Annotated in this window: 14 protein-coding genes; 5 read left to right on the top strand and 9 right to left on the bottom strand. The window is 63.6% G+C overall.

The annotated features are described in order from the left end of the window. Nucleotides 1-167: 167 nt before the first annotated feature. Nucleotides 168-671, top strand: a complete 504-nt coding sequence (locus tag FAA97_RS10005; RefSeq protein ID WP_136598403.1) for a GNAT family N-acetyltransferase — start codon at nt 168-170, stop codon at nt 669-671. Nucleotides 672-977: 306 nt separating this feature from the next. Here FAA97_RS10005 and FAA97_RS10000 read toward each other — a convergent pair whose 3' ends face one another. The 3 genes from FAA97_RS10000 to FAA97_RS09990 form a co-directional block, all read right to left on the bottom strand. Next, on the bottom strand, nt 978-1,658 hold the full coding sequence (locus FAA97_RS10000; RefSeq protein WP_136598402.1) for a type 1 glutamine amidotransferase domain-containing protein: 681 nt from the start codon (nt 1,656-1,658) through the stop codon (nt 978-980). A gap of 37 nt (nt 1,659-1,695) precedes the next feature. Then, nucleotides 1,696-2,739, bottom strand: coding sequence for an NADP-dependent oxidoreductase (locus FAA97_RS09995; RefSeq protein WP_136598401.1), 1,044 nt, complete (start codon nt 2,737-2,739; stop codon nt 1,696-1,698). A gap of 230 nt (nt 2,740-2,969) precedes the next feature. Then, nucleotides 2,970-3,731, bottom strand: a complete 762-nt coding sequence (locus FAA97_RS09990; RefSeq protein WP_136598400.1) for a hypothetical protein — start codon at nt 3,729-3,731, stop codon at nt 2,970-2,972. A gap of 171 nt (nt 3,732-3,902) precedes the next feature. Between FAA97_RS09990 and FAA97_RS09985 the strand changes: the two genes are divergently transcribed. Continuing rightward, on the top strand, nt 3,903-5,003 hold the full coding sequence (locus FAA97_RS09985) for a helix-turn-helix domain-containing protein (protein WP_136598399.1): 1,101 nt from the start codon (nt 3,903-3,905) through the stop codon (nt 5,001-5,003). A gap of 149 nt (nt 5,004-5,152) precedes the next feature. Here the strand turns inward: FAA97_RS09985 and recQ are convergent, their stop codons facing one another. The 6 genes from recQ to msrB all read right to left on the bottom strand — a co-directional run bounded on the left by recQ (nt 5,153) and on the right by msrB (nt 10,626). Continuing rightward, nucleotides 5,153-7,012, bottom strand: a complete 1,860-nt coding sequence (recQ, locus tag FAA97_RS09980; RefSeq protein WP_136598846.1) for a DNA helicase RecQ — start codon at nt 7,010-7,012, stop codon at nt 5,153-5,155. A gap of 169 nt (nt 7,013-7,181) precedes the next feature. Beyond that, nucleotides 7,182-7,715: a hypothetical protein gene (locus FAA97_RS09975; protein ID WP_136598398.1), complete on the bottom strand. Its 534-nt coding sequence runs from the start codon at nt 7,713-7,715 to the stop codon at nt 7,182-7,184. A 94-nt stretch (nt 7,716-7,809) separates the two neighbouring features. After that, nucleotides 7,810-9,207, bottom strand: a complete 1,398-nt coding sequence (locus tag FAA97_RS09970; protein WP_136598397.1) for a C1 family peptidase — start codon at nt 9,205-9,207, stop codon at nt 7,810-7,812. A 16-nt stretch (nt 9,208-9,223) separates the two neighbouring features. Further along, complete coding sequence (locus tag FAA97_RS09965; protein WP_168800973.1) at nt 9,224-9,568, bottom strand: protease inhibitor I42 family protein; 345 nt, start codon at nt 9,566-9,568, stop codon at nt 9,224-9,226. Nucleotides 9,569-9,779: 211 nt separating this feature from the next. Next, nucleotides 9,780-10,019 carry a winged helix-turn-helix transcriptional regulator gene (locus FAA97_RS09960; RefSeq protein ID WP_281281331.1) on the bottom strand — a complete coding sequence of 80 codons (240 nt, stop codon included), beginning with the start codon at nt 10,017-10,019 and terminating at the stop codon, nt 9,780-9,782. 181 nt (nt 10,020-10,200) lie between these two features. Further along, a complete protein-coding gene (gene msrB / locus FAA97_RS09955) occupies nt 10,201-10,626 on the bottom strand; it encodes a peptide-methionine (R)-S-oxide reductase MsrB (protein WP_136598394.1) in 426 nt (141 codons plus the stop codon). 285 nt (nt 10,627-10,911) lie between these two features. Between msrB and FAA97_RS09950 the strand changes: the two genes are divergently transcribed. The 3 genes from FAA97_RS09950 to FAA97_RS09940 all read left to right on the top strand — a co-directional run bounded on the left by FAA97_RS09950 (nt 10,912) and on the right by FAA97_RS09940 (nt 14,346). Further along, complete coding sequence (locus FAA97_RS09950) at nt 10,912-13,311, top strand: putative monovalent cation/H+ antiporter subunit A (RefSeq protein ID WP_136598393.1); 2,400 nt, start codon at nt 10,912-10,914, stop codon at nt 13,309-13,311. Nucleotides 13,312-13,549: 238 nt separating this feature from the next. Then, nucleotides 13,550-13,969 (top strand): Na+/H+ antiporter subunit B, encoded by a 420-nt coding sequence (locus FAA97_RS09945; protein ID WP_136598392.1) that lies wholly within the window; start codon nt 13,550-13,552, stop codon nt 13,967-13,969. After that, complete coding sequence (locus FAA97_RS09940) at nt 13,969-14,346, top strand: Na+/H+ antiporter subunit C (RefSeq protein ID WP_136598391.1); 378 nt, start codon at nt 13,969-13,971, stop codon at nt 14,344-14,346. The genes FAA97_RS09945 and FAA97_RS09940 overlap by 1 nt, the downstream gene beginning before the upstream one ends.

Genomic DNA, 14,346 nt, shown 5'->3' with positions numbered 1-14,346 from the left:
TCCGCGCCGCTGCGGCTTGCAATATCGTCAGAGATGGCGAATGTCAGCCGCCTTGGCAGTGCGTTGCGTCACACATCCCTTTATGGGGGCCGCACCTGCTGCCGCACGGTTGTCCGATTGTCCTGTCCATTCGTCCCCCGGCCTTGCGCCGCCTGCCTGAGAGTGTCATGCCCGCATCCCTGATCATCCGCGACGCCATCGAAGCCGATCTGCCGCCCGTGCTTGAAATCTACAATCACGCGGTCGCCGAAACCACCGCCATCTGGAACGAGACGCTGGTCGATCTCGACAACCGCCGCGCCTGGTTCGAGCTCAGAAAGGCCCGCGGCTTCCCGATCCTGATCGCGGAGCTGGAAGGCCGTGTGGCGGGCTACGCCTCCTATGGCGACTGGCGCCCCTTCGACGGCTTCCGCCAGTCGGTCGAACACTCGGTCTATGTCGAGAAGGATCACCACGGTCGCGGGCTCGGACGGGCGCTGATGACGGCGCTGATCGAGCGGGCGCGGGCAGGCGACATCCATGTCATGGTCGCCGCCATCGAGGCCGGCAACCAGGGCTCGATCGCGCTGCACGAAAAACTCGGCTTCCGCCTGGTCGGCACCCACCACGAAGTCGGCCGCAAATTCGGCCGCTGGCTGGACCTGACGATGATGGAACTGAAGCTGGGCTGATCTGGCCAGAGCTGGCTTGACGCAACCTCCCGTCTCCAGAGCGGGAAGATGGTGGCGCTCAGGTGCACCGTGTTGTCCCGCAGATGAGGGGCTCACTGCGGCAAACGCCCTGCCACACCGCCCCCTCACCCTGCCTCCGCTATCGCTCGGCCTCCCTCTCCCCGTGGGGGAGAGGCGGTGACGCTGCCGTCGTGCTGCAACCTCTCTTCTCCCCAGCGGGGAGAGGGTGGCGCGCAAGCGCCGGATGAGGGGGGGAAGCAGGGCGGCGACATGCGGTCGTCGCGGCAACGCATCCCCCACACGCATTCAACGTTGCATGAGCCTCAACAAAGCCTTCGCCGCCTCTTCGGAGGAAGCCGGGTTCTGGCCCGTCACCAGTTTGCCATCGGTCACGACATGCACGCCCCAGTCGGCACCCTTTTCGTAGCGGCCGCCGCGGTCCTGCAGCATGTCCTCGACGAGAAACGGCACGACCTGCGTCAGGCCGACAGCCTCTTCCTCCGAATTGGTGAAGCCGGTCACCTTGCGGCCGTTGACCAGCGGCTGGCCGTCCTTGCCCTTGACGTGGCGCAGCACGCCCGGCGCATGGCAGACGGCCGCAACGGGCTTGCCGTTCAAGGCAAAATTCTCGATCAGCGCAATGCTGTCCTTGTCTTGGGCGAGATCCCAGAGCGGTCCGTGACCACCCGGATAGAAGACCGCATCGAAATCGGCGGGGTCGATGTGGCTGAGCGGCGTGGTGGCTCCGAGCAGCCGCTGCGCCTCTTCATCCGCCTTGAAACGGTCGGTCGCCGCCGTCTGTGCATCCGGCTCGTCGCTCTTCGGATCGAGCGGCGGCTGGCCGCCCTTGGGCGAGGCGAGCGTGATCGTAGCACCCGCATCCTTCAGCACGTAATAGGGTGCTGCAAACTCTTCCAGCCAGAAGCCGGTCTTCTTGCCGGTATCGCCAAGCTTGTCGTGCGATGTCAAAACCATAAGCACTTTCATGGGGTTGCGTCCTTCTGTTGAGAGTTGAGAGATTGCTTTAAGCCAGGCTGTCGGGGCCAACGCGGATCACCCGCTTGCCAAAGGCCTCGCCGCGCAACAGGCCGATGAAGGCACGCGGCGCTTCCTCGAACCCGTCGATCATCTCCTCGCGATACGTGATCTTGCCGGCCTCCACCCAGCCGCCCATCTCGCGCGCGAAGTCGGGATAGAGATGACCGAAATCATCAAAGACGATGAAACCGCGCACGGTCACCCGCTTCTTGAGGAAGAGGCCCATCAGCCAGCCCAGACGATCCGGACCGTCGGGAAGGGAGGTCGCATTGTATTGCGCAATCAGGCCGCAAAGCGGGATGCGGGCCGCCGTGTTGAGAAGCGGTGCCACCGCGTCGAACACCGCGCCGCCGACATTCTCGAAATAGATGTCGATGCCATCGGGCACCGCCTGCTTCAGCGCCTTAGCAAAGCCATCGGCCTTGTAGTCGATGCATTGGTCGAAGCCGAGCGTCTCGACGGCATGGGTGCATTTCTCGCGCCCGCCGGCAATGCCGACCACGTTCAGCCCAAGGATCTTGCCGATCTGGCCCACGGTCGACCCCACCGGCCCGGTCGCACCGGCAACGACAAGCGTCTCGCCGGCCTTTGGCTTGCCGATCTCCTTCAGGCCGGACCAGGCAGTAAAGCCCGGCATGCCGGTCACGCCGAGCGCCCATGAGGGGTGGCTGGGATTGCTGCCAAGCGAAGTGACGCCGCGGCCGTCCGAGAGCGCATAGTCCTGCCAGCCGGTAAACCCGACCACCCAGTCACCCTCCTGGAAGCCCTCAAGCTTCGAGGACACCACGCGCGAAACCGTGCCGCCCACCATGGTCTGGCCGATCTCCACGGGTGCGGCATAGGACGGCGCATCGCTCATCCGCCCGCGCATGTATGGGTCGAGCGAGAGAAACACGGTGCGCAGCAGCATCTGCCCCTCCGAAGGCTCGGGGATGTCGGCGGTTTCGAGCCGAAGCGTCTGATCCGTCGGTTCGCCCTTCGGCCGTTCTGCCAGAACGAAACGACGATTGCGCGTGCGCGATTGCGGCATGGTTTGTCTCCTGTGCTAGAGGCCGTCTCTCAAGACGAAAGAGGGTCAGGCTGCCGGAACGGCAAGCCACCGGCGCCGCATCTCCGCGACGCCGGTTCCTGGCCAATCAACGGCAGCCCTCTTCAATTGTTCCATGCCACACTGTCGCACTCATGATGGGGCGGGCGAGGCGAGCGGCGCAAGGTCACACGCCCGGTCTGAACACCCTTAGCACGTCGAGCCTGCATCGATCACCGGATGCTGACCCGCACCATATCGCCGCGAATGCGGATATCGGGCTTGGCGCCCGGCGTATTTGGAAGGGCGCTGTCGACGAAGGAGGCGACGGCCTCGACCCCATAGGCGATTTTGGTCGGCACGAGAAACCGCAGGCTCGCATCGAGCATCTTGCCGGAGATCGAGTTCGCCTCGCTCTGTGTGATCCGCTCGAAGGTCAGCCGGGCCCGGAGCGCGGCGCCCTCGATCGCCAGTTTCGACGCATGGCCCACCAGCGAAAAATCGCCCGCATCGCTGACGAGATCGATGCTGGCAAAATCGCCTGTCATAACCATGCGCGCCGCATTCTGCCGGATGGAGACGGCAGCCTCCGGTTCGAGACTGGCCTTCAGCGACAGCGTGCAGTCGTCCGCGTCGTTCCAGAAGAAGTCCCTCCAGGCAAGGGCGTCACTTTTGCCTCCCATATGCACCGTCACCGTGTCGCCATGGCGTTCCATGCTGCCGATCGACGCGCAGTCACGGCCAAACCAGCTCGAGCGCCAGATCGCGCCCCAGCCATGGCGGGTTCCTGTAAGCACGGCCTCGGCCTTCCCCTCGCCATCGGCGGAAATCTCGATCTCGCTGGCGCGACCGGTGATCGCAAGCAGCTTGACGCCGGCAAGATCGATCGGACCGGACAGCGTATCGTTGGCGCGAATCCGCTGGATGCTGCCATCGATGATGCCAAGGCAGAGAAGGCCACCGAGGACCGAGAGGATGATGGTGCGTTTGCGCATCGGACGTTCTCCTTCAGAACCTGCCGCGAAGATCAGGGCAGGGCGTTTCGATGCCCGATCGGACTTCGTCCTCGCGCCGCACGCGACCTTGATCGCGTTTCAGGTCGACCTCGTTTGCGCTTTGGGTCATGGTGCAGCCATTCCCAGCCACATCCTTGCCGATCGTGACCGATGATCTTTGTTCCCCTGTCCTTTCTCGTTGCCATGCTTCTGGCCGTCTTCTTGATCCGCCTGCTGCGCGAAAATCCGCGGGCCTGGCAGTCGCATGGCCTGTTTGTCCGCCTGATTGCCCTGCACATCGTCCAGAGCCTCCTGATCGGTCTGCGCTGGGGCTATGGTGTTGAGGCCGTGCTTTGGCTCCTGCCGATCCTCGCAAGCCTCGTGCCGGTCCTGACCTTTCTCGCCTTCCGCGATCTGGCGCGCGAGGCCTCGGGCGTCACCATGCGCGACTGGCCGCATCTTCTGCCGGTCCTCGCTTGCATCGGCTTTTTCTTCACATGGCGGCTGCCGCTCGATCTGGTCCTGATTGCAAGCTTCCTGGGATATGGCCTGGCATTGCTCTGGATCGCCCGTTTCGGTCCTGATGGACTGGTCGCGTCCCGTCTCGACGGCAGTCTGCGCTCCTACCGGGCGCTGCTTCTAACCGCGGCTGCCTTGATCCTCTCGGCCTTTACAGATATCGCCATCAGCCTCGATATGACCTATGCCGCCGGACGCAATTCACCGATGGTGGTCTCGGCCGCCACCACGCTGATCCTGCTCTTGCTTGGCATCGGCGCTGCAACCGCGGGGCAGTCCGAGGCGTTGCAGGAGGGGCCGTCAGGCTCGACGACCACGGCTGCCGGAGGCGTGGATCATCCAGCGCAAACCGGCGCAAACCCCATCCGATCACCCCGCGAAGATGAGTATCATCTGGCAGCGCGCCTCGATGCGCTGATGGCCGACAGGCGGCTCTTTGCCGATACGGATCTGAACCTCACCCGTCTTGCGCGCCGTCTTGCCGTTCCCGCCCGGGCGGTGTCGGAAGCCGTCAATCGCGTGCATGGCATCAGCGTTTCGCATTACGTCAACAACCAGCGTGTGAAGGAAGCCTGCCGGCTGCTGTCTGAAACCGAGATGCCGATCACCTGTATCCTGTTCGAAGCCGGCTTCATGACCAAATCCAACTTCAACCGCGAATTCCTGCGCGTGACGGGAGAGAGCCCGACGGACTGGCGGCGACGGATGTCTCTTCTCCCCAGCGGGGAGACGGTGGCGCAAAGCGCCGGATGAGGGGGGAGCGCGAGCGCTGTGCCACACGGCAATCGCGGTGAAGTCCGTCCCCGTGCCGCCTCCGCTTCGCTCGGCATTCCTGTCCCCGAGGGGCGAGGAAGGCACGCGGGCGCCGCACTTTCCCCCTCCCTAAGGAGAGGGTAGGCACCTCACCTTGAATACGCCGTGATCACCTCGAGAAACGCATCGCCATAGCGTTCCAGCTTTGATTGGCCGATGCCGGAAATGCCGAGCATTTCGTCCTCGTCCATCGGCCGTTCGGTGGCAAGCGCAATCAGCGTCGTGTCGGGGAAGATCACGTAAGGCGGCACCGCCTGTTCGCGGGCAAGCTCCATGCGGCGGGCGCGCAGCGCCTCGAACAGTTCCTGATCCGCCTGGTCGAGACCCGCCTTGGCCTGCGCGGTGCGCGAGGAGGAAGCCCCGCGCGCCGCCTTGCCCGTCGTCGGGCGGTCCTTGCGGAAGCGCACGTCGACCTCGCGCTTGAACACGGACCGCGCCGTCTCTTCCAGCTTCAGCGCGCCAAACGCGGTGTGGTCAACGCGGATGTAACCGGCGGCGAGCAGCTGGCGAAACACCGATTGCCAGGTTTTGGTGGTGAGGTCCTTGCCCGCCCCGAAAACCGGCATGTCGGTATGGCCGAAGCGGATGGTCTTGTCGTTTTCCGTGCCCATCAGCACGTCGATCAGATGTCCGGTGCCAAAGCGCTCGCCGGTGCGGTAGATCGCAGCCAGCGCCTTGATCGCGGCCTCCGTGCCCTCCCAGGTCTCGACGGGTTTGAGGCAGGTATCGCAATTGCCGCAGGAGCCGGCATGCGCTTCGCCGAAATGCTTGAGGATCGCCTGTCTTCGGCAGCCGGGCGTCTCGCAGATGGCCAAGAGCGCATTGAGCTTGGCGCGCTCCACCCGCTTGATCTCGTCGGCGGCACCGCCTTCGTCGATCATCCGCCCGCGCTGGATGACGTCGGCCATGCCATAGGCCATCCAGACATCGGAGGGCAGGCCGTCGCGGCCGGCGCGTCCCGTTTCCTGGTAATAGGCCTCGACGGACCCCGGCAGGTCGAGATGCGCGACATAACGCACATTGGGCTTGTCGATGCCCATGCCGAAGGCGACGGTGGCAACAAGGCAGAGCTCCTCCTCTTTCAGGAATGCATCCTGGTTGGCATCGCGCACGGCCCGGTCCATGCCGGCATGATAGGGCAGGGCCCGGATCCCTTGGGTCTCAAGCCAGGTCGCGATCTCCTCCACCTTGGCGCGCGACAGGCAATAGACGATGCCGCTCGATCCCTTGTGGCGCGAGAGAAAACGCAGGAGCTGCTGGCGCGGCTGGTCGCGCTCGACGATCTCATAGGCAATGTTCGGCCGGTCGAAGGAGGTGGTGAACACCGCCGCATCCTGAAGCCCCAGCCGTTCGATGATGTCGTCGCGGGTGTGGGGATCGGCCGTTGCCGTCAGCGCCATGCGTGGCACGCCGGGAAAGAGCGCCGTCAGCTTGCCGAGTTCCCGATATTCCGGCCGGAAATCATGCCCCCATTGCGACACGCAATGCGCCTCGTCGATGGCAAACAGCGCGATCTCGACGCCTTGCATCATCTCGACGAAACCCGGCGTCGCGCAGCGCTCCGGCGTCACATAGAGAAAGTCGAGTTCGCCCCGGGAGAGTGAGCGCCGGATCTCGACATAGTCCTCGCGGCTCAGCGTCGAATTGAGCGCGGCTGCCCGCACGCCCAAGCCTTTGAGCGCCTGCACCTGGTCGCGCATCAGCGCAATCAGCGGGGAAACGACAATGCCGACGCCCGGCCGGCAGAGCGCCGGCACCTGGAAACACAGGGATTTTCCCGCCCCGGTCGGAAACAGCACCACGGCGTCGCCGCCCGCCACCACATGGGAAACCACCGCCTCCTGCTTGCCGCGAAAGGCGGAATAGCCATAGACGCGCTTCAGGACGGAGAGCGGCGTTTCAACGCCGGGCTGGGAAAACAGCGGATCGGTGAGGGAATGAATCGGCATGATCAAGGGGTTTAGCCGATGGCGCTGCGGATGGCCACAGCGCTTGGGCAGGCCGGGCCTGCCGAAGCCGGCGAAGGCGGCGTGCCTTGGGCCGGCATCGGCAACCAGGTTGCGGCGCCGAAACCCTGTCCCCCGACCGGGCGCCGATGGGGCAGGGCCAGCCCGACGGTCAGGAATCGACTTCGCTATCCATCGGATCGCCGTAACCGAAGACGATCTCGACCTGATTGCCGTTCGCCACGGTATTGCTGCCGTTGAAGGTCATGACGTAGCGATAGACATAATTTGTCAGCGTGCCGCGGTTCGTCGGCTGCAGCGCGAAGGTGCCGGTCGTGGCAACGCAATTGTAGAACACGGCGGTTGCCGGCGGTGAACTGGTCGCCGTGCTGATGCCATTGCCCAAAAGTGTGCCCGGGCTCGGCAGGGGCAGCGTCTTTGCCTGATTGATCAGGCTGTTGATGGCACCCTGATTGGTCGTGTTGCAGGCGCCGGCGCACAGGCCGGCATACTGGCTGGCGGGCGGTTTCGGATTGACGTTGGGGTTGAGGTTGAACGAGCAGACGACGGCCAGCGTGTCGCCATTCTGCCATCCGCCGGTCTCGTTCGGATTGAAGGGCGACCAGACCGCCTCTGTGTGGCTGCCCTGATAGATGCCGTTGCGCAGGGTGATGAGCCCCTTGGGAAGTGTCAGATGATAGTCCATGCGTCATTCTCCCCTTGCTCTTGGGTTTGCAGGTCTCGCGCAAGATGGAAGACAAGAGGGGCTTTCACGCCCCGGATCTTGTCTTTCACCCATGTCAGCTCTGGTTGATCGCGGCACTCAGCTGATAGCCGTAGCCGACGCCGATCATCACCTGACGCTGGTTGCCGATCACGGTGTTGGCGGCGTTGTAGGTCAGGGTCCAGGCATAGTTCAGCCCGCTCAATGCGCCGCGCGTCGAGGGTTGCAGGGTGATCGGCAAGGTGAGGGTGCTCGGCGTGGCATTGTAGAAGATCGCCGCATTGGCAGCAGCCCCTAAGCTCACGCCTGTCCCCACCGGCACGCCGGTCGATCCGGTCAGCGCCTGGATGCTCGACATCAGGCTGCTGACGCCAGCCGTATTGCCGCGGCTGACCGCGCCGAGGCTGAGCCCGTTATAGCTGGAGGCCGGCGGCAGCGGCGTGACGTTCGGATTGAGGTTGAACGCGGCCGTGATCTTCAGACTGTCCCCCTGAAGCCAGCCGACATAGGTGTTGGGGTCATGCGGCGACCAGGTGGCGTCACCGCTGCTGTCGAGCGAGAGCGTATAGGTCTGTCCGCCCGGCGGGAAGGGGTAGATCGTCTGGAAGGCATTGACGCCCCACATCGAGGCATCGATCCCGCACTGGCCGTAGCCGATGTAGAAATAGCCCTGCATCCCCCAGCCGGTGCCCCAGCTGTTCTTGCAGAGCCAGGCGGATTTCGTGTCGTCGTATCCGACAATGCAGATGGCATGGCCGCCAACGCGCTTTGCCTTGCCGTTCCATCGGTAGACGCCGCTCTTGTAGGCGTGGAAGTCCTCATAGACGGTGAAGGCCGCCGTCAGCGGGCCGCTGGCCACCAGATACTGCTTCATCGCCTGTGCGGCGTTGAGATAGTCGTAACCGGCGATCTTGGTGATCAGGCTTTGCCAGTTCGTTGGCAGGTTGCAGGCCTGCTGGCCCGCCGTATACGGGTAGTTCGACGCCGGAACCACGCCGGTGCCGCTCAGATAGTTGAGCGCGGCACTGATGTACCAGCCGGTCGAGCAAAGCCCGCCGCCGCAGTAGAACAGCTGCGCCTCCGAAAGGTCCTGCAGGGTCGAGGCATTGGGTGCATTCATCGGCAGGTTGGCCGCAATGCGCATCGCCGCATCGACCATGGCATTGGTGCCGAAGGCGACACAAGACCCGCAATTGCCCTGATCTCTGATCGGGCTGATGAAATTGTTGCCGCCGATGCTGCGCCAGTCGATCGTCTGCGGCAGGGTCCCGTCGCCAAGACCCTGCTTGGCGAGATTGGCTTCAGCCACCTCGATGCGCTTGTCGAGCGTCATGTCCGCCGGGTCGTCAAGGCAGCCGAGCCGCAATTGCCGCTCTTCCTCGCTGAGCGCGAGCATCGACGTTTCCCCGGCCTCCCAGGTCACCTCGGCTGCCGCATTGTCCCGTAGCACCTGTTCCAGCAAGTCTCGATCCATGTCAGCTCCTCCCGAGCTAGTTGTCACGAACGCGAACGATCACCTTGAACGATTTGATGAACTGATCCGGCCTTTCCCATGCGCGCTGGAGCCGGAAGATCAGCCGATGCTCCACTGCCGTGTCGGCATCGAAGGAAAATCGGCGAAGGCCGCCCGCCCCCGGGGCCGTGTCGGCCGGCGGGGTGAAACCGGATGTGACAAGTGGCAGATCCCCCTTTTCTGTCAGCTCCCAGCGATAGCCGGTGGTGGGGTTCTCTTCGAGTTCCACCAAAAGCACGTCGCCGAGGTCCGCGGTGATCAGCGTCTCGTCGTCTGCGTCGGTTACAAGAACGGTTTTCAGGAAATTTCCCTCAGGCTCCAAGGGTATCTATGCAACTCAAGATGAGCTTAAAGTTTGTCTGCCATCTTAGGTAGCACCATTTAAGGATGTGCGCAATATGCTCCGACCGGGCTGGTAAACAGTGCGGCAGGGGCGGCGATGCAAATTTAGTCGAACTCTCCGCAGGGCTGGCTCACGCAATGGCCGCCGGCGCCGGCGTGCCCCGGATGCTGGTGCGACCGGAGGCCGGCGCTCAGCGCCCCGCAGGCCGGCCGCCGCCCTCGCCAAGCGCCGCAACGGCATCGGCGGTCGCGTCTGTTGCCGTGTGCCTGGCCGCCCACACCACGATCGCCGAGAGCACGGGTGCAAGATCCGCCCCCTTGTCGGTCAGGCTGTAGACATGCCGACGGCCATCCGCGGGATCGCGTGCCTTGGTCACGAAGCCGGTGGCCTCCAGTCTGGCCAGACGGTCGGAAAGCACATTGGTGGCGATGCCTTCACCGGCGCAAAGGTAGCCGTTGTAGTGGGAGACGCCGCTGATGGCCCTCGCGCACCGGCAAACGGCCTAGACTCTATCCGGTGACCGCCGGCTCACCGGATCTAGTCTATTGCTATGATTGTTGCCGCCGTGTTCGATCCCGCGTTTAGATCGGACACGGCCCGCAATCCCAGCCTCACTCGATCGGCGTAAACACCATCGAGTGGCCGTTGATGCAATAGCGCAAGCCGGTCGGCGGCGGGCCGTCGGGGAAGACGTGGCCCAGGTGGCCGCCACAATTGGCGCAGCGGATTTCGGTGCGCACCATGCCGAAGCTGCGGTCGGTGTGTTCGGTCACCGCATCCGGCTTCACCGGCTCGAAATAGCTCGGCCAGCCGCAGCCGGCATCGAATTTGGTGTCGGAAACGAAGAGCGGTTCGTCACAGGCCGCACAGCGATAGAGGCCCTTGTCGAAATTGTCCCAGTAAGGCCCGGTAAAGGCGCGTTCGGTGCCGTGCTCGCGCAGGATGCGATACTGCTCCGGCGTCAGCTGTTCGCGCCATTCCTCATCGCTCTTGGCGATGCGCGGCGAATTTGCCGTGTCGGTCGGGGTAAAAGCCATGAAAATGCTCCTCGAATGCAAAGGGCGCACAAGAATTGAGCGCCGCGTTGCACTATAGATAGGGCGCCGACAGGCGCGCCGCAATCGCGCTGCATTGGTCGAAAGGCCACTTGACCACCGCTGCTGATCACGAAACTCTGAACTACATCGGGCGGGCCTCACAGAATCGTGGGTTGACGCGTCCGTGATCGCATTTTGGTTCGTTTTTGCTTGAGACCAAGGTTGGCTTGTCCTAACACCCTCATGCTTGTCACCACGGTTCCCATGACCCGACGGGGAGTTTGAATGCCTGAACTTTCGAGCGATCTGACCTGGATCGCGATGCTCTTGCCCTTCGTCGCAGCGCTTGCGGCGCCTGCCGTGGTCGGTCGGATGGGTGCCAATGGCGCCTGGTTTCTTGCTCTCTTCCCAGCGCTTGCCTTCGCCCATTTCGCCGGTTTCCTGCCGGAGATCGCAGATGGCGGTCGCGTCACCGGTGGTTATGCCTGGGTGCCCAGCCTCAACCTGTCCTTTTCCTGGTTGATCGATGGCCTGTCGCTCACCTTCGCGCTTTTGATCACCGGCATCGGCGCGCTGATCGTGCTCTATGCCGGCGGTTACATGAAGGGTCATCCGCAGCAGGGGCGGTTCATCGCCTATATCCTGCTCTTCATGGGCGCCATGCTTGGCGTCGTCGTGTCCGACAGCCTATTGATGCTCTTCGTCTTCTGGGAGCTGACCTCGATCACTTCCTTCCTGCTCATCGGGTTCGATCATGCCCGCGAAGCCTCGCGCCGGGCTGCCCTGCAGGCGCTGGTGGTCACCGGCGGCGGCGGCCTCATTCTCTTGGCCGGCATCTTCTTCCTGTGGAACATCACGGGCGTCAGCCAGCTGTCGCTGCTGCTCGCGACCGGCGATACGCTGCGCCAAAGCCCTTTCTATCTTGCAGCCTTGCTGCTCGTGCTCGGCGGCGCCTTCACCAAGTCGGCGCAGTTTCCCTTCCACTTCTGGCTGCCCAATGCCATGGAAGCGCCGACCCCGGTCTCGGCCTATCTGCACTCGGCCACCATGGTGAAGGCCGGCGTCTATCTGTTGATGCGCCTCAACCCGGTAATGGGCGAGACACCCGCCTGGGAAATCCTGCTTCCCTTCTTCGGCGGCATCACGCTTCTGGTCGGCGCCGTGCTCGCCGTGCGCCAGACGGACTTGAAGCTGATGCTGGCCTATACGACCGTTGCCTCGCTCGGCCTTTTGGTCATGCTGACCGGCTTCGATACGCCCTATGCGGTCGAGGCAGCCGTGCTCTATCTCGTCGCCCACTCGCTGTTCAAGGGCGCGCTCTTCATGGTCGCCGGCGCCATCGATCATGAGGCCGGCACGCGCGATATCACCAGGCTCGGCGGTCTCAGAAAGCTGATGCCGATCACCTTTGCCGCAGCCCTTCTGGCCGGCATTTCGATGGCCGGTCTGCCGCCGCTCTTCGGCTTCCTCGCCAAGGAGGAGATCTATGCGGCCCTGGCCGGCACAAGCCCGCGCGCCATCCTCTTCACCTCGGTTGCCGTCATCGGCAATGCGCTGATGTTCGTCATTGCCTTTGCCGTCGGCCTCAAACCCTTCCTCGGCGAAGAAAAAGCCGCGCCGAAGCACGCGCATGAGGGGCCCATTCTGCTCTGGCTCGGCCCGCTGACGCTCGCCGTCCTGTCGCTCGCGGGCGCGCTCCTGTCCTCTGTCGCGCATCGCTACATTTCTTCCCCCATGGCCAGTGCCGTGGATGGCGAGGCGCAGACGATCACCATCAGCCTTATCCCGCATATCGGTGCGGCACTCGCGCTTTCCGTGCTGACCGTGGTTCTGGGCATCGTGCTCTATCTCGGCCTGGATCGCCTGCGCGCCGCCGTCGATCACTTCGTCACGGCGCTGGGCTTGAGCCCGGACCGTGGTTTTGATCACGCGATCTCCGGCCTGGTGCGTTTTGCCACAAAGGTCACCCGGTTCGTGCAGAATGGCCGGCTTGAAACCTACATCGCGATGAGCTTCATCTTTGTTGCGATCGTGCTTCTGGTCACGCCCGTTGTTTATGGCGAGCTGCCGCCTGTGCCGGCCTGGCCGAACGATGCGTCGCTGCATGAGCTTGCCATGCTGGCGATTGCCGTTGTCGGCGTCGTGGCGGTGCTGACCGCCAAGGATCGCCTGACAGCCATCGTCTGCCTCGGCATCCAGGGGTTTGCCATTGCGGTGCTGTTCCTGATCTATGGCGCGCCGGATCTGTCCTTCACCCAGTTCATGGTCGAAACCCTGTCGGTCGTCATCCTGGCGCTGGTCATGACGCGGCTGCGCCTCTCGCTCTCCGATCACCGTCCGGCCGGCGCCGTGCTGATGGATGGGGCACTCGCCATTGCCTGCGGCATCGGCTTCATGCTGCTCCTCATCGGCACCACCGCCGGCAGTTTCGATACGAGCCTGACGCAGTTCTTCTCGGAATATTCCAAGATCATTGCGCATGGCGCCAATGTCGTGAACGTCATCATCGTCGATTTCCGCGGTGTGGATACGATGGGCGAGATCGCGGTCGTGATGGTCACGGGCCTGTCGATCCTCGCACTCATCCGCATCCGGGTCGCTCCGCCCCCCATCCAGACACCTCAGCCGTCCGCAATCGCCCCGTCGCCGGCGCCGGCGAAGAAGAAAAAGGCGGCAGGCAAATGACCATGGTCTCTCCGATGATCCTCACTGCGGCTTACCCCCCTCTGTCGGCTGCGCCGACATCTCCCCCACAGGGGGGGAGAGTATCCACTGCCGCTGTGGCCGCCTCCCATGATGCCCTTATCTTGTCGTTTGCGCCGGGCCTTGCGGCTTTCCGCTCTCCCCCCTTGTGGGGGAGATGCCCGGCAGGGCAGAGGGGGGTAACCACGACCCGCAGCGCCGCAAGTCTTGAGGTCGCCCGATGAACACGCTGATCTTCCGCACCTTTGCGCCATTGCTCACGGCCCTGATGCTGCTCTTTTCGGTTTTCGTGCTCCTGCGCGGTCACAACGAACCGGGCGGCGGCTTTATCGGCGGTCTGATCGGCGCTTCGGCCTTTGCCATCTACGCCATCGCCTTCGGTGTGCAGGCGGTGCGCCGCGCCTTGCATTTCCACCCGATGTCGATTGCCGGCTGCGGCCTGTTGATTTCCGTGCTTTCGGGCTTTGTCTCGGCGCCTCTGGGCTACCCCTTCATGACCGGGGTCTGGGTCTACCCCACACTGTTTGGCGTCGAAGTGCCGCTTGCCACCGTCATCTCCTTCGATATCGGGGTCTATCTGGTGGTGCTCGGCACCTTTGCCTCGATTGCGCTGACGCTTGAAGAAAGGGATGACGGCTGATGGAACCGATTTTCGCGCTCGTCGTCGGCATCTTCTTTGCTGCCGCCATCTATCTGATGCTGTCGAAGAAGGTCATCCGCATCCTGCTCGGCATCGTGCTTCTCGGCAATGCCGTCAACATGCTGATCTTCACCAATGGCCGGCTGACGCCCGCCATCCCGCCGATCATTCCCGGTGGTGAAGACACGCTCTCGGCCGCTGCCGCCAATCCCTTGCCGCAGGCGCTGATCCTGACGGCCATCGTCATTTCCTTCTCCTTCTTCTGCTTCCTGCTGGTGCTCACCTGGCGCGCCTATCAGGATCTCGGCACCGATGACAGCGACGAGATGCGCCTGGCCGAGCCGAAGGACGAACCCCTGCCACCGATGGGGTATTGA

It is taken from the genome of Peteryoungia ipomoeae, from assembly GCF_004912165.1.
Taxonomy (GTDB): Bacteria; Pseudomonadota; Alphaproteobacteria; order Rhizobiales; family Rhizobiaceae; genus Allorhizobium; species Allorhizobium ipomoeae.
The sequence above is the reverse complement of the archived record's forward strand: the minus strand, read 5'-3'. Positions and strand labels throughout refer to the sequence as shown.

What these genes read in the sequence shown, in the direction of transcription:
- FAA97_RS09970 (WP_136598397.1), bottom strand. Translation starts at nt 9,207, where the DNA reads ATGGATCGAGACTTGCTGGAACAGGTGCTACGGGACAATGCGGCAGCC.
- msrB (WP_136598394.1), bottom strand. Translation starts at nt 10,626, where the DNA reads ATGGCTTTTACCCCGACCGACACGGCAAATTCGCCGCGCATCGCCAAG.
- FAA97_RS09990 (WP_136598400.1), bottom strand. Translation starts at nt 3,731, where the DNA reads ATGCGCAAACGCACCATCATCCTCTCGGTCCTCGGTGGCCTTCTCTGC.
- FAA97_RS09975 (WP_136598398.1), bottom strand. Translation starts at nt 7,715, where the DNA reads ATGGACTATCATCTGACACTTCCCAAGGGGCTCATCACCCTGCGCAAC.
- FAA97_RS09945 (WP_136598392.1), top strand. Translation starts at nt 13,550, where the DNA reads ATGAACACGCTGATCTTCCGCACCTTTGCGCCATTGCTCACGGCCCTG.
- FAA97_RS09950 (WP_136598393.1), top strand. Translation starts at nt 10,912, where the DNA reads ATGCCTGAACTTTCGAGCGATCTGACCTGGATCGCGATGCTCTTGCCC.
- FAA97_RS09940 (WP_136598391.1), top strand. Translation starts at nt 13,969, where the DNA reads ATGGAACCGATTTTCGCGCTCGTCGTCGGCATCTTCTTTGCTGCCGCC.
- FAA97_RS10000 (WP_136598402.1), bottom strand. Translation starts at nt 1,658, where the DNA reads ATGAAAGTGCTTATGGTTTTGACATCGCACGACAAGCTTGGCGATACC.
- FAA97_RS10005 (WP_136598403.1), top strand. Translation starts at nt 168, where the DNA reads ATGCCCGCATCCCTGATCATCCGCGACGCCATCGAAGCCGATCTGCCG.
- recQ (WP_136598846.1), bottom strand. Translation starts at nt 7,012, where the DNA reads ATGCCGATTCATTCCCTCACCGATCCGCTGTTTTCCCAGCCCGGCGTT.
- FAA97_RS09985 (WP_136598399.1), top strand. Translation starts at nt 3,903, where the DNA reads ATGATCTTTGTTCCCCTGTCCTTTCTCGTTGCCATGCTTCTGGCCGTC.
- FAA97_RS09995 (WP_136598401.1), bottom strand. Translation starts at nt 2,739, where the DNA reads ATGCCGCAATCGCGCACGCGCAATCGTCGTTTCGTTCTGGCAGAACGG.